Origin of the sequence: Chitinophaga sp. (assembly GCF_039596135.1) — a bacterium.
Lineage (GTDB): Bacteria > Bacteroidota > Bacteroidia > Chitinophagales > Chitinophagaceae > Chitinophaga.
Window position 1 is genome coordinate 216,629 of the sequence record NZ_JBCNKH010000003.1, and the last position, 15,087, is coordinate 231,715.

Annotated in this window: 9 protein-coding genes and 1 tRNA gene; 1 reads left to right on the forward strand and 9 read right to left on the reverse strand. The window is 44.8% G+C overall.

Annotation, left to right across the window (positions count from 1 at the left end; genetic code table 11):
* Positions 1 to 10 precede the first annotated feature (10 nt).
* The 9 genes from ABDW16_RS04300 to ABDW16_RS04340 form a co-directional block, all read right to left on the reverse strand.
* Positions 11 to 826, reverse strand: a complete 816-nt coding sequence (locus ABDW16_RS04300; protein ID WP_343667944.1) for an alpha/beta hydrolase — start codon at positions 824 to 826, stop codon at positions 11 to 13.
* Positions 823 to 2,787: an NPCBM/NEW2 domain-containing protein gene (locus tag ABDW16_RS04305; RefSeq protein ID WP_343667945.1), complete on the reverse strand. Its 1,965-nt coding sequence runs from the start codon at positions 2,785 to 2,787 to the stop codon at positions 823 to 825. The genes ABDW16_RS04300 and ABDW16_RS04305 overlap by 4 nt, the downstream gene beginning before the upstream one ends.
* Positions 2,788 to 2,875: 88 nt before the next feature.
* A complete protein-coding gene (locus ABDW16_RS04310; protein WP_343667947.1) occupies positions 2,876 to 4,687 on the reverse strand; it encodes a RagB/SusD family nutrient uptake outer membrane protein in 1,812 nt (603 codons plus the stop codon).
* 26 nt (positions 4,688 to 4,713) lie between these two features.
* On the reverse strand, positions 4,714 to 7,884 hold the full coding sequence (locus ABDW16_RS04315) for a TonB-dependent receptor (protein ID WP_343667948.1): 3,171 nt from the start codon (positions 7,882 to 7,884) through the stop codon (positions 4,714 to 4,716).
* A gap of 55 nt (positions 7,885 to 7,939) precedes the next feature.
* The gene (locus ABDW16_RS04320) at positions 7,940 to 9,550 is read right to left on the reverse strand and encodes a right-handed parallel beta-helix repeat-containing protein (RefSeq protein ID WP_343667949.1); all 1,611 of its coding nucleotides are present in this window, start codon (positions 9,548 to 9,550) and stop codon (positions 7,940 to 7,942) included.
* A 200-nt stretch (positions 9,551 to 9,750) separates the two neighbouring features.
* Positions 9,751 to 10,170, reverse strand: a complete 420-nt coding sequence (locus ABDW16_RS04325) for a helix-turn-helix transcriptional regulator (RefSeq protein WP_343667950.1) — start codon at positions 10,168 to 10,170, stop codon at positions 9,751 to 9,753.
* A 685-nt stretch (positions 10,171 to 10,855) separates the two neighbouring features.
* Positions 10,856 to 10,984, reverse strand: coding sequence for a hypothetical protein (locus ABDW16_RS04330; protein WP_343667951.1), 129 nt, complete (start codon positions 10,982 to 10,984; stop codon positions 10,856 to 10,858).
* A gap of 57 nt (positions 10,985 to 11,041) precedes the next feature.
* Positions 11,042 to 12,748: an amidohydrolase family protein gene (locus tag ABDW16_RS04335; protein ID WP_343667953.1), complete on the reverse strand. Its 1,707-nt coding sequence runs from the start codon at positions 12,746 to 12,748 to the stop codon at positions 11,042 to 11,044.
* A gap of 18 nt (positions 12,749 to 12,766) precedes the next feature.
* The gene (locus ABDW16_RS04340) at positions 12,767 to 14,797 is read right to left on the reverse strand and encodes a gliding motility-associated C-terminal domain-containing protein (protein WP_343667955.1); all 2,031 of its coding nucleotides are present in this window, start codon (positions 14,795 to 14,797) and stop codon (positions 12,767 to 12,769) included.
* Positions 14,798 to 14,945: 148 nt separating this feature from the next.
* On the opposite strand from ABDW16_RS04340, the gene ABDW16_RS04345 reads away from it, so the two are divergent.
* Positions 14,946 to 15,030, forward strand: a tRNA-Ser gene (locus tag ABDW16_RS04345).
* The last annotated feature ends 57 nt before the right edge of the window (positions 15,031 to 15,087 follow it).

Consider the following 15,087-nt stretch of genomic DNA (forward strand, 5'->3'; position numbering starts at 1 on the left):
GTCGTAGTAATTAATTTCCTGGTAGGACCTGCAGCCATTTTTTCAATGCGGTTGTCCAGTCTTGTTTGTAGATAAAATTGTCGTTCAGTGCCCACCCATGACCGCCTTTCGGGTATACATGCAATTCCGCCGGTATATTATTGGCATGCAAGGCTTCATAATAGTAAATACTGTTTAGCGGCGATACCACCTTATCGTCGTCACTCACTACGATAAAAGCAGGGGGCGTTTGAGTTGATACATGTAATTCATTTGAGTATTCTTTAACTAAGCGAGGGCCAGGTTTTTCACCCAGCAGTGACTTGCGGGAACCGGCATGCGATAGTTCTTCTTTCATGGAAATAACAGGGTAGAGGAGTACCTGGAAAGCAAGAGGACTGCTGGTTCCCGCATGTGTACAGACAGTGGTGGCAAGATGTCCACCTGCCGAAGCACCCATAATACCCAGTTTGTTTAAATCGATATGCCATTCCTGCGCATGGGCAGTAACTATTTGTATGGCCTTCTTAGCATCACTTAGCGGCACATCCGAACGGCCTTTGGGCAAGCGATACTTCAGTACAATCAATGCAATGCCCTGTTCATTGAAAAAAGGGGCAAATTTCGTCCCTTCTTTTTCCAATGCCAGGCCGGCATAGCCACCTCCGGGGCAGGCGATCACTGCCATCCCATTCCCATGTTCAGGAATAAATACTTTTACCAGGGCGTCGGCATAATCTTCAACTCCTGCTTTTTCGGGCCATAAGGGCAATTCTATGTATTGTTGTGCTATAGTCAGTTTTACTGAAATAGTTGACAGCAATAACAGTACGATCGTTCTTATCATTCTTTAGTTATTTTCAAAAACAATACGCCATGCGCTGGTACCTGGAATGTATAGTTATCCTTATACACGCCTTCATCATGTTGGGTCCATATGTTACGGATAGTTTGCGGGCCTTTAATAGCCAATTGATCCCAGGTAACAGTCATCTCCTGCTTATTGTCTGACAGATTAAATAATCCAACAGCTATAGTGCCATCATGCAATGGTTTGGCCCATATTTCCGTCTTCCTGTCTTTATCAGCGATGATCCTTTTTCCTTGTATGCCTGCCGGGTCCTGATCTACCGCAATCAATTCATTGTTGGTGAGCAGGCGTAACGTGAAGGAGTCTACCTGTGTAGGGCTACAGCCGATCAGCAAGGGTGCAGCCAGCAGGCTCCAAAGTGTGACATGTGTGTACTGTTCATCGGGCGAAAGGTGGGAGGAATGGATATCCTGTCCCCAGCCCACTTTACCAACTACCAGCATATCCGGATCATTCCAGCTGCCTGGTTTGGCGTATGGTTGCCATTTATTTTGCATAAATCCAATCGTAGTCATGCTGCACCAGGAGTCATGAATGTCTCCGGTTGTACGCCATGCATTGGTCAGCCGGCTCCAGTCTTCTGCCAGTTCAAATGGTGCTGCATTCGAGATGCTGTATACCATATCTCTTCCGGATTGGCGCAGGAGATAAGTGAGCGCGGCTGTATTTGCAATATCATTGGTCACCCAATCATATTTTACATAATCAAAACCCCATTCCGCCCATTGTTGTACATCGTTTTTTGCAAAAGAAAAAGCACCATACCTACGGCCGGGGTTCATCACCTTCCCATCCCTTGTATCGGCACTGCCACCAATATAGCCGGCATATGTTTGCACCCAGGGTGAAGAATAAATTCCGATTTTGAGTCCCTTGCTGTGTACATAATCTACCAGCGCTTTCATGTCGGGAAATTTCTCATTAGGCATAATGGCGTTGAACTTCCCACCCCGCTGCCCCTGCCATCCGTCATCGATATTTATGTAAGCGTATCCATAGTTGATCAAACCAAGATCTACCATAGCATCAGCCATAGCCCTTATTTTTTTATCATCGATGCCGGCGCCAAATACATTCCAGCTATTCCAGCCCATTGGCGGCGTGAGTGCTATTTTTTCACCGATTTCTATTGTCAGTTCTTTGGTATGGGTCCCATACCTGTTTTGGGCCGTAATGGCCACATGATATGTTCCGTTCTTTATTGCTTTTCCTGTTATAATACCGGTTTTGTTATCAATTATTAACCCTTCTGGTAAACCAATCGCTTTTACAGTAATGGGCCGTTCTCCCGATATCGGCACGGTAAATAAAAACGGGTTGCCTGCGCGGGCACCGTACACATATGGTGCGTTAATAACCGGCTTTTTTAATGGTACAGGTGTTGTTATATATTCTTTCTCCCGTGGTCGCTTTATGGAAACAGGGGCAGTACCCTCCACTTCAAAGTATGCATTGACCCAATCAGCACGATCGCCTGCTATTCCATCGCCAGTATGATCGACATATAAGATGAGCGAGTGAATGCCTTTCGTTGAAACAGCTACCTGCTTTGCTTTTTCCTTAGCATGCATAATACCACTCCGCCAGATGACTTTATCGTTTCCTATGATGATGAACTCGGCGCTGGCCTGTTTCAATTCATGTTCCGGCGCTGAATCGTCAATGCCTACCCGGGCATTAAAAGCAATGGTGTTGCCGTCGAGTTGGATCCTGAATATACTTTCAGCATGTGTGCCAACACCCCTGTTGAATTTCTCTCCCGAAATGATCAGGGGTGTTTTCCACATAGACAGGTTTGCCATTGCTTTGCCTGCAGACTGATCTACGTTAGACAGATCCAGTTCGTCGAGCCATAGCACCTGTGGGGAAGGTCTGAATGCCCAACAGAGTAGTATGACTGCGAGTACTATGGATATCCTGCTGATTGACTTATCCATTCTGTTAATACCCTTTATTCTGCACACAATTGATATTCCTGTCCAGTTCAGTTTGAATAATCGGAAGTGCATACTGGTTATCCGAATTCTATGTTATAGCACCAGCCCTGCTTTTTTCGTATACTTTTGCTTCGTTGGGTCCAAGGCCCCATCTTCTGACATTGAACCACCATTTTGCCTCGCCGAATGTTTCAGCCCAGGTTTCATAATACAAAGCATTTAGTGCCAGCTGGTCCTGGAACGAAAGATCTGTAGTATTAGGATGGAGTTGTGCCTTGGTGATCTGTGTGCCTGATGCCAGTGCGGTATAATCAACTCCTCCCAGGCTTGTATTATTGGGAAGGTCCCAGGCCCTGCGGTGTACCCGGTTGATATATTCCAGTGCATTAGGATCAGCATCGTTACCGCTCAGTTTCCAATAGCACTCTGCGAGGTTCAGGTATACTTCGGATAAGCGGGTGAAATAGAAATCAGCTCCATGCATACGTGGGTTCTGGCTTGCCTGCACATCGTACAAATTGAATTTTCGGAGAGACCAGCCATGCTTGATCACATCACTGCTCTGCGTTGTATTCAGCTGGTATTCTGTTTCGGTGCCTGCGCCATAAGGTAATATGGCCACTTTATTCGTATTATTCAATACCGTATCTACCCAGGGCTGGTACGCACATACCCATAAACGGGGATCAGGATCTACTCCATAGCGCTTCATCGTTTTCATATGGTAGCAGGAGTCTACATAAGCAGTTTCCACCGTACGGCCCGGTGTGCCAAGGTTTTTCATAACAGGGTAATAGTGCTGTGGAAATCCGAAGCGGCCCAGATTCCTGTCGTGCATAAACATATTACCATAACCGGGTGTTGCACCACCTGGAACGCCATTGTCATAGAATGGTGTATAGAGCAGGCTTACGGCAGACGCAGTTGATGAACCAGCCATAGCATTGTCGCCGGATCTTACAATCGTGACCTGGTGTAATGCTTCTGTATTATTATTTTCGGTGTAGGCATATTGAGGATTACCATTCCACATGTTGTAATAATCTGAAAAACTCATCAACGTTTTTCCTGAATGCTGAACGATATCGAGGAATGCATCGCGGGCTTCGGACCAGCGTTCTTCGTACATCAGTACCCGGCCCAGCAAAGCTTCGGCAGCATAATAATCGATGCGGCCTTTGTCAACACCCGCCCATGTTTTTGGGGTACCATTAGCAGGATTGGTTAAATGCGTCATTGCATCTTTCAGATCAGCGATGATATAATCCCAGCACTGCTTTACGGTACTACGTGGACGCATTTCATCTGCGCGGTCGCCGATCTTAATATCAGATGTGAACAGGATAACACCTGGCTCCGTGTTATCTCCATTGCCCTTCACCACCACATCCTGCGCATATAAATTCATCAGGAAGAAATAATGCCATGCCCGCAGGTAGTAAGCTTCACCTAGCTTATATCTCAATGCTGTAGTATCGGAAGCAGACAAACTGCTACCCTTCTTTGCTTTGAAGTTGGGAACGATTTCGTCTATAAATGTTCTGGCTTGCTGCACGCCCCTGTACAAGCCCCGCCATGGAGCGCCGGAGTAACTGTTGGCAGCATTTACATGGAGTACCTGTAGTTCGTTCCAGTCGCTTGTACCCAGCCATGCCACATCACCTGTATGGTCAATGTTATAAAAGAACCTCCCCAGATCTGAAAATCCAAACAACTCAACGCTGTGAATATTGGCATATGGAGAGTTGAGAAAGTAATCAACCTGGGCCATGGATTCCGGGAAAATATCGGGATTCAATACATTGTATGGCTGAGATTCATCTACAAAGCTCTTTTTACACCCGAAAAGTAAGGTACTTACACCCAGGATGAAGGACAGTTTTATGATGTAACGTTTCATTAATCGTAATTTTTTTGACAGAATGATTAAAATCCAAATTCAATTCCGAAAGAATGAAGCCTCGTTTTTGGATACACTTCTGCGGAAATAATGCCCTGGGCCAGCGCGCTTGAGTTGGCACCTGCAAAACCTACTTCGGGATCTACATGCTTCACTTTTGTTAGTACAAATAAATTCTGCCCGCTGTAATAAATTCTGAGCTGCCTTACCTTGAGACGGTTTAATACCATTTGAGGCAGGTTGTAACCGAGCTGCAAATTCTGCATGCGGAGGAATGATCCCTTTTGTATATGAAAATCGGAGATCCTTTTGTAGTTCCCATTTGGATCGTACTGGAACGCGTTCCCGTTGATATATCCCCATCTGGGTTGGCCGGTCAGCCCATTGCCGTACATAAAGGAGCTGTTGAATACCTGGGAGGTAGTATTGAAATCGTTGTATATACTATTATAGTATCCGCTCATGCCATTATAAATATCATTGCCATACACACCGTTGAAGTAGCAGGAAAGATCAAAATTTCTGTAAGACAATCCAATGTTAAAGCCATAAGTCATTTTGGGCAGCGGATTCCCGATGATGGTTCTATCCTTATCATTGATAACATTATCTCCATTCAGGTCTACATACCTGATATCGCCGGGGCCTGATCCGGCTGCATACCAGTACGCATTGCCAGATGCCTGTGCTTTTGCATTCAGGGCGTCAATAGTTTGTTGATCAGGTATCAGGCCGTTTGTTTTAAATCCATAGAATTGGGAAATAGGCGAATTCAGTTGGGTGCGGGTTACTATACCTGACCAGTATTCTCCGGCGGAACCGGCATCCAGGGGTAGTTTTTCGCCTCCGAAAGACAATATTTTATTATGATTGAAGGCGGCATTAAAGCCAACATTCACGCCCAGTTTTCCAAAATTAGTGCTGTAGCTAACGGTCAGCTCCATGCCGGTATTTCTCATTTTACCAAGATTCATGTCCAATGCATAGGAGTCTGAGGCAGAGTGCCCTGCCGTCATGCCTGAGCTTATTGGCAGGTTGCGCTGGTATAACATATCTTTCGTATCCCGGATATAATAGTCGAGGGTCAGGTTCAGTTTGTTATCAAACAGACCTGCATCTATTCCCACATTGGAGGTCGTAACCGTTTCCCAATGAATGTTCTGATTGGCCACGCGCCCTACTCCCCAACCGCTTACAGCACCGGTGCCGGACGATTCATTGAACTGGGTCTTATCATAGTTAGAATAAGATGGGATATATACGTAGCTGCCTACACCGTCGTTACCCAGGTTGCCGTAGGTAACCCTGAGTTTGAGATCGGATAGTGGGGTGAACTTATCTTTCATAAACTTTTCTTCTGTCACCCTCCAACCTATGGCAGCAGAGGGGAAATTCCCTTTCCTGTACCTGGGTGCAAAGCGGTCGCTGATATCCTGGCGTAGGTTCGCTTCGAAGAGGTATTTATCTTTATAGGAATAATTTACCTTTCCAAAATAACTGAGCATGCGCGAAACACCGTAATTCATATCAGTAGAACGGCCACTGGTGTTGGCAGGCACATTGCTTAGTGCGGAAGATTCAGAAAAGCTGACAGGAAAGGCATCGGAAATAACCGGTACAGAATAGGCAGAGTTAACCGCATAAATTGACCCGGAAAGATCATCGGAAGAAGACTTTCTGCCCTCTGTACCAACTAACAATTTAAAATCATGGTTTCTAATCTTTCTGCCATAAGATGCAACAACATTTCCAACATAGGCCATAGATAAGTTACTTTGTTTTCTGAGGTTGTCCTGCGGCTGGTTGGATTGGCCGGATACATACCATTTGGCTTCATATTGACGGGCCATGCTGGTGGTGAAATCACCGCCGCCAGTAGCACGTACATGCAGGCCGGTAATTGGTTCAACATCTATGTACAGGTTTCCTTCAGCTTCCAGTGAATTGTATCTTCTATTAGTAGTATTCACGTAGGCCGCCCAGTTTCCTCCATTATAGTTGCCGGAAGAGGGTAGTCCACCCCAGGACCCATCATCATTTTTGGGCTTCATCATAGGAGAGGACCTGAATGGCAAAGCATAGGCATTTGCACTGGTGCCGGTTATGACAGGAGGATTATCAGCATAGGAATACAGGTTCAATCGTTCGCCGACCTTTACTTTTTTGCTAACGTCATAATCACTATTTACCCGCAGGCTATATCGTTCTGACCAGGAGTTGATAACAATACCATCTACGCGCCGGTAGCCAGCAGAAATGTAATAATTTTGCTTATCGCTTCCTCCGCTAATAGAAGCGTTGTAGTTCTGCTCCTTGCCGGTGCGGTATAAATAATCAACCCAGTCTGTGTTTACAGATTCATCCCAATTGGTAGCAGAAGGAATGATGGCAGCCCAGGCCTTTTTATAATCCGGTGTTCCCAATAATTTAGGTAAAAAAGTACCGTTGCTGAATCCCTGGCTCACCGAAATATCTACGTTCATTTTTTCTTTACGGGCACCTTTTTTTGTTGTGATAACAATCACTCCGCCAGCAGCCCTGGCGCCGTAAATAGCAGCAGAAGAGGCATCGCGAAGCACCTGGATGTTTTCAATATCCCGGGGATTTAAATTAAAGCCTGTATTACCAATTGCGGGTACCCCATCGATTACATATAAAGGCGACATACCGCGGATATTCCCAACGCCTCTGATCACCACAGTGCCTGTTGACCGCGGATCTCCGCTTGTATTGGTCACCTGCACGCCGGCAGCACGTCCCTGTATCATATTGGCGATCCCTGTAACCGCTGTCTTAGATAGGTCCTTTGTATTTATTGATGAAACGGCGCCTAACAGATTGGCTTTTTTTTGTGCACTGTAACCAATCACCACTACATCGCCCAGCTGTTTTGATTTGGCTGTTAATACAATGTTGAGTGGTGTGAGCTGGTTATCCACAACAACTGTTCGCTCTTCATATCCAATACTCCTGACAAGCAGCTGTGACGGAAACTTAATTAAGTTAATAGAAAACTGTCCACGGTCATTGGTGATTACGCCATTCTGGGTTCCAGCCTCAGTTATAATGGCCCCTATCAATGGTTCGTTTGTATCTGAGCGCACAACTCCTTTCACCGTTGTACTTTGTGCCCGCAGTTCCTGCGCGCTTGCGAAAAATGTCAATAGCAGCAGTACAGCACTAAGAAACTTCTGCATTTTCATATGACTTGCAATTAAATTTTGGTTATAAGAATAGATGTAACTGTATAGGTTATTGTCCCTTTTCATAGGCGCCAATCGTTGGCGGTTGCGAACCGGAAACCGGATTATTGAAGAAATCTTTTCCCCCATTATCATTTATTAAAAGTCCCGCTCCTATAGCCGGAGAAGCGGCTGGCAAGGTGTATCCAATGAGTGTATTGAGACCGGTGCCCCCTGTACCCGGCCCTATGAGCAATGGATCTGAGACCAGGGCGTAATTATCGCTTGTTGCTTTTTGTCCCTCATAGTACAAATTGTGGTCGTAAATAATATGCTGCTGGTCATCGAACTGGAAGTTGAGCGCATAAAAAATATTATTATAGAACTTAATGCCAGGGTGAACACCTGTTCCACCGTCCCTGTCCAGCACCCCGATCGTTGAATCGTTATAGAATGTGTTGTTATAAATGGAGATGGGTACCAGTTTCCCATTTGTGTGGTTATGCAATTCAAAGGTTCTGTAGCCGAATTCATTTCCATCATTCTGGCTGATATTGTAACGAACAATGCCATAAGTAAAATCAGGACCCGGATCACCCATATGCAGAAAGAACCCACCTTGATTATCGTGTGAATAATTATATTGGATGATGGTATACCCCGGACTACTGAGATCGATGTCAAAAGCTTCGGAATCCATGGATGCATAGGGCACCGGGTTGGTGAGCCGTGTATAGGCTACTTCATTGTGTTGAATGGTCATGTTCTTACCCCGGCCCCATAAACCAGCGAGTACAATATTCATATTTACTCCAAGTGTATAGGCGCCTGCATTCAATACCCTGTTGTATTCGATCAGCACATTCTTTGACGTATAAACAATAATGCCTTCCAGGGCGGTATTGTTGACCGTATTGTTGCGGATGACCACATTATTATTGTAGTAGGAGGTATCCTTATTGCTGCCATCTCCCATCATGATTCCCCGGGAGGAACAACGTTCGAGTTTATTCCCTTCAATAGTCAGGCTGTCGAAATACGCTTGTGCGGCATTGGAGCGTACAAAAATGCCTGCCTGGAGATGCCGGTTGGTAATAGGCATTCCCTCTACATCGTGCACATCATTGTTTTTTATGGTTATATCCGGATAAATGCCGTTGGTAGCCAGGGCTACATAAATTCCGCACAATGATTTATCTGGCGGTCGTACGGAACGGGGATTACTGACGTCAAAGTTCTCAAACGTAAGATACCTGGCATCCTGGATCAATACAGCCGACAGGGTGCTGTTGTCCCCGATTATTTTAGGTTTATTGCCTACACCATAAGCTCCGAATGTAATTCCTGCTGCTGCTGTACCCTTACTTTTAATCACCAGGGTGCCCGTCCAGGAACCGCCTCTTCTGAATAAAATAAAATCGCCGGGTTGAAAGGTTGTTGAATTTACTTTACTTAAGGTTTTCCAGGCAGTGGCTGGTGTTAATCCATTGGCGGAGTCAGATCCGTTATTGTCAATATAATACCCGTGAAAGGTACCGGTATCACCATGGTGGGATTTAGGATAAGGATAATCTGGCGGATCATCAAGGCGCGAGCATGAACTGAACACCAAAATTTGCAGAAATGTAATTCCAATGGAATACAAGAGATGCTTAAGACCGTGGGTCTTTAGTTTTTTCATAACAGGAATTATTAATTAATGTGGTTACTTACCAGGCTCAATCGAACTGGTCAAAAGTATTAACGTGGTATGGGTTGGAGCAAATAAAACTGGCTAAAAAGTAGGGGCAAATTGCAAACAAAGTGCAGACAAAAATTTAATTGATTATTAATCAGGGTGTTAGTAAGGTGTTTTCACATGCTGCTTGAGGGGGGCAAAAGTTAAGACTGGGGTTGATTATTGCTTTTCAGTTTTTTAATAGCCTCGTTTATCAATTCAAAGACTTCGCTATCCTTTGAAATATCGTCTAATACTTTCTTCAGTCCTTCTTTTTGGGTGCTGGTTAATTCATTGTAAATCTTTGCGATCAGGAATGACTGAACATCAACTTTCAGTTCTAAACGTGCTAAAGCAGATGAAATGTCTTCGTTAGGGTCATCATAGTATAAATCACTGTCTTCAAAGTAAGAGCCATATTCCTCTTTAAGGTTCTTCAAAAACTCATCTGTAGGCCCTATTTCATTGGCCATTTTGGATAGATAAGTTTGCTCATAACCGAGCGTTTGGGCCACCTGACCCTGGGTAATTCCACGTTTTTTTAAAATTCTCAATGCTTTTTTTAAGTTAAATACCTTGCTCATCTAATGGAATGGGTCTTGTTTGAAATTTTTTTCAAATTTGTACTTTATGTACTTTTTGTGTATATATTTGTACTTTATTAGCCGCGAATACAAGTCTATTGGCTCAATTGGAATGAAGATAATTAAAATGAGATGGAAAATATCAAATTGCAATTGATATTTGTGAAACGGGCGTGTCCAATTAATTCGTTAATTGCCCTTGTGATAATATAATTATCATTATTGCACTTGCTGTATCGTAATTATCGTTTTGATACTTATATTTGTATCACAAAAAAGCCCGGGAATGATTTCCCAGGCCATTTTAAAAAAAACTTAATCCAAACAATTCGTTACCAGCGATGATGATGTAATAAATCAAAAATGACTGGTAACACCTTCAAGAAAGTGAATAGTGCTTGCCAAAGCCATTTACGGCTTTTTGAAGCGTTTCTCATAATATTAAATTTTGTGCCGGGTTACAGCCCGGCGATTACAAATAGGAGACTGCCCGTTCGATCTGTCCAAGGATGACGGGCATTTCCGTTTAATCTTCAAATATCGTTTGTTTTAGAATATAAATGACCACTGTTGGTACATTTTTCTAATTCTGAATATTAATCCATTTTAGCTTTCTCTACATTCATAAAAAAAATGAGGCTGGCCGTTCAGCCAACCTCACCAAATTTTTCTTTCAGTAAATCACTCAGCAAAGATTTCTCACACTTAACCAAACAGTAGTCGTCGGCGCTACCTTCTTCTCAGTAGCACTTACATTCAGATTTGCAATTCTAATTTTCTGCAGGTTCAGCTTTTTTGATTGTTGCTTTTTCATACTGTATTTTTTAATGGTAATAAAGCAATCAAATTAGACTATCCCACTGCAATAATCCTACATCGCCATTGCAACTTTTACAATTTTATCATGATCTATTGTATAAATCACCACCGCAGTCAGAACCTTATCTTTCATTCCGGTCACCTTTTCCTCATCCACTACCGTATTCCCCGATACTATCCTCTTTACCACCTGGCAATGTAATGCCGGTGTTGCTTTGAAAAGCGGTCCATAGCTGTTTCTCATTGCCTCTTTCCCCTCCAGTAATAACTTCCCGCTCGTCTGATCATAAATTTTCACACTATCACTATAAGGCGCCAGAAACGCTTCCAGGTTCCCCGCATTATATGCATTCAATTGTTGCTGTGCCAGTGTCTCCGGTGTTACCGGCAATAACTTTTCTTTTGTAAAGATTTTCCCTCTATGAATAGTCATTGACACATTCCCCAATGCATGCAGGTCCTGCATCGGATCTTTCTCTAACAGGATCAGATCAGCAATCTTTCCTTTTTCAATACTACCATAATCTTTCTCCTTCCCAAAACCGATAGCAGCATTCAATGTTGCATCCCGGATAATCTCACTATTGCTTAAACCAGCCTGTTGCATCGCCAGCAGGTCTTCCAAAAAAGAAGCCGCATGCATCGTGCCTATATTCCCCGCATCCGTACCCGCGGCCACTAAAACTCCTGCCTCCTGCGCCAGTTTCAGATTGGTGGCCATGATGGTATCTTTTTTATTCGGTACATGAATAGCTTCGCGTGCTGCTTTATAATTATATGCACCAGGCATATGTAGCAGATCAGTCAGTGTACCCAGCATGAAAGGATCACTGTAAGCCAGTTCATGCGTTGTAAACGGCTGTTGCTGTGTCATAGCCCGGTAATATCCATCCATCACCTTCAGCGTCGGGATATACAGAATATGTTTATCCTTCAGCATTTTTAGCATCGCAGCATCCATTACCTCATCATCCACACTATGTACGAGGATATCGGCACCTGCCTCGACAGCGAGTTTAGCCGTTCCGTACTGTGTGGCATGTACCGCTACTTTCAGACCATTGGCATGACTTTCTGCGATTGCCGCTTTTACAATGGGCAAAGTACTATCTGCCTTATGTCCGGGGTATACGATATACCATATCTTGATAAAATCAGGTTTATAGGGTAGTTCTTTCTGTACTTGTTCCTTCGCCTCCTCCGGAGAAGTGACCTTCACTATCGGAGGATCTTTTTCATCCAGCCGCTGGGGCAGATATGTAGAAACCAAGGGCCCTGTCACCCACGTTGTTGGTGCTACAGAATCACTATTGGCCCGCTCCCTGATTGCAAAATTGGCCATCGGGCCGCCTACATCTATCACAGACGTAACCCCGCAAGCCAGGTATCTCGCCATAAGGTCACCCAGGTGAGCTTTTACATAATCCTGGTCTTTTTGATAAGGGTAATAACTGGTCAGGTTAATGGCATCGGGCCGTGTATACAATCCGCCACTCTGGAAGAAGTGAATATGTGCATCTGTCATCCCCGGCATAATGTACTTTCCGGTACCGTCAATGACGGTGGCATCGGCGGGGGCTTTTACTTTATTTGCGGGGCCGGTGGCGACAATGCGATCCCTGGTAATAATAATGGTTTGGTCTGGCAGGGTCACATTCTTTTTCACATCTATCATGTTCACATGGGCAATACATATTGTCTGGGCAGCTGTTGACACAGTCAGGCATAGTGCTGCCAGCAGCAAACAAGGGCTTTTCATTGTAAACTTTAATTTAGGTTATCTTATCAGGGTGGCTGTCCCTTTTCTAAAAATCTTCTTGCCGGTATCTTTCACGGTGTACCTGAGCATCCATACATATGTACCAATATCGGCGGGTTGTCCCTTTACATTTCCGTCCCAGCGTTTGGTCCAGTCGGTGGTCTCAAATACCAGTTGTCCTACACGGTTATAAACAGCAAAATATAGGTCTATCGCTTTGTATGCGTTCAGGGGATAAAGATAATCATTCACCCCGTCATTATTTGGAGAAAATGCATTTGGAACATCTATATAGCAACTGGTCACGGCTGTGATGTAATGATCGGCGGTGTCCCTGCAATGGAGGTCGTCTTCCACGATCAGGCGGATCAGGTATTGTTGCTCCTTGCTGGTAGGGAAGTATTGTTGTGGTTCTGCCGTTGGACTGACACTGGTTACCCCATTACCATAATCCCAGTAGTAGCGGATGATGTTGCCAAAGCTGCTGTCTTTCGCAGTCACTACATCCAATGGACAATATGGGCCGGGATCTACTGTGAAGTAAGCACCAAGGGTCTGTACAAAGTTGATGCTGACAGATGCGGTGTCGGTACATACGCCGTTGGAGACAATCAGTTGTGCTGTTTTAAGGCCAAAAGAATTATAAACTTTCACTACCTCCTGTGTGGTTGCGGTGGAACTATCTTCAAAGGTCCATAGCCAGCTGTTTACATCGTGGGCACCGTCATGTGTAAAATCAATGGTACTGACTTTACAATTAATATTTCTGCTGTAAGAGAAAGTAGCATTTACGGTATCGGCCGTATGAAAAACAGTGGTTTGTGCATATTGTACTGCCTGGCCGCATTCACCTAACAGGACATTGCCGTCGCTACCGGTTCTGAGCGTGACGTTGTAATTACCTTTTGTATAAATGGGGCGGGAAAGCTGCACTACTATTGTATCCGTCAGGTTATCACTGTCGCAAAGGCCATAGGCAGCAGTGATGCTGACAGCTGTTGGTCCGCTGATGGTAAAGTCACTACCATCAGCCGCAATGGATGCACATCGTACCGGCGAGGATAGACCTATTTTTAGCTGGTCAGGCGCACAGCCGGTAGTTACCTCTGCAACTGTGGTTATCACGGGTGGTGTGCCGATATGAAAATGCAAAGTATCTCCCACTGGTACCGGGTTGCCGCAGGTATTTGCCAGTGTGTTACCATCTGTACCTGCCTGTGCAGCAATGATATAATCACCGGGTGGCAGGGTTGTATTAAGGGAGAGGGTGATGGTATCCAGGTCGAATCCGTTACTACACTGTGTGCTGGATGCGCCGGTTACCTTGTAACCTCCCGTGGTTACGAAAGTAAAGTCACTGCCATCGGCAGCGAGGGTGGTACAGGCCACTTTTTTGGTGAGTGCTACCTTGATTGTGTTATTGAGACAGCGGTAGGTGGCAGATTGCAATTCTGGAATAGTCGGATCTGTAATATCTGCCGTGCCGCCATCGAAGGAAAGGCTGTACCCGCTTTGGGAATCTCCGTCGAAGTGACTGATTAGCAGCAGGTAGTTATGTCCTTTGGTAATGGTCGGCATCTTACTGAAGAGTGGTTGGCCGTAGCCGCCACATACATCCAGGGAGGTGCCGGCGGAAGAGGCACCGGTTTTACCGCCCTCGCCGGACCAGTTCATGCAGACATACAATGACTTATCGGTAAAAACGGCATCAGGTGTTTTGTTGGTGATGTCGAATATCTGCCAGTCGTAATCGTCTGTCAATGTATTGGGAGTGATGGTAAAGCCCAGGGTACCGGTGGTATAGCAGGTGAATTTATACCAGTAAGGATTGACGTCTGTGTGGGTACCATCGCCGGGTACGTTGCAGTTTGGGCCGGGTATGTCGTGGGTGACACAGACGGGGACGGATTGCTGAATAAAGGATTTGGTACCACATACCGGGAAGGCGGTGGAGGGAGTCTGGCCGATGGAGGTACAGGTTTGCGCTGTAGCAGTTTTCATAAGAGCCAGCACCAGCAGGTGGTACAGGAAAATTTTCTTTATTAGCATGTTTTAAGGCGTCCGGGTAAACATTTTAGTACTTAAAAATAGGTTTTTTTTCTTTGCAAATGCAGACTGCGGTTGGATTTTCGTAAAGGGGGAGGGGAGGGGTGAAAATTTTTTTTTGAAAATTAATCCAGTTTCCTACTTTTGCACCGGAGAAATGGCAGAGCGGTCGAATGCGGCGGTCTTGAAAACCGTTGACTGTAACAGGTCCGGGGGTTCGAATCCCTCTTTCTCCGCTAAAAAATCGAAAGATTTAGCAAGCCTTCAGATGGAAAATCTGAAGGCTTTTTTGT

Coding starts and splice junctions, on each gene's coding strand:
- ABDW16_RS04300 (WP_343667944.1), bottom strand. CDS start 826: ATGATAAGAACGATCGTACTGTTATTGCTGTCAACTATTTCAGTAAAA.
- ABDW16_RS04305 (WP_343667945.1), bottom strand. CDS start 2,787: ATGGATAAGTCAATCAGCAGGATATCCATAGTACTCGCAGTCATACTA.
- ABDW16_RS04310 (WP_343667947.1), bottom strand. CDS start 4,687: ATGAAACGTTACATCATAAAACTGTCCTTCATCCTGGGTGTAAGTACC.
- ABDW16_RS04315 (WP_343667948.1), bottom strand. CDS start 7,884: ATGCAGAAGTTTCTTAGTGCTGTACTGCTGCTATTGACATTTTTCGCA.
- ABDW16_RS04320 (WP_343667949.1), bottom strand. CDS start 9,550: ATGAAAAAACTAAAGACCCACGGTCTTAAGCATCTCTTGTATTCCATT.
- ABDW16_RS04325 (WP_343667950.1), bottom strand. CDS start 10,170: ATGAGCAAGGTATTTAACTTAAAAAAAGCATTGAGAATTTTAAAAAAA.
- ABDW16_RS04330 (WP_343667951.1), bottom strand. CDS start 10,984: ATGAAAAAGCAACAATCAAAAAAGCTGAACCTGCAGAAAATTAGAATT.
- ABDW16_RS04335 (WP_343667953.1), bottom strand. CDS start 12,748: ATGAAAAGCCCTTGTTTGCTGCTGGCAGCACTATGCCTGACTGTGTCA.
- ABDW16_RS04340 (WP_343667955.1), bottom strand. CDS start 14,797: ATGCTAATAAAGAAAATTTTCCTGTACCACCTGCTGGTGCTGGCTCTT.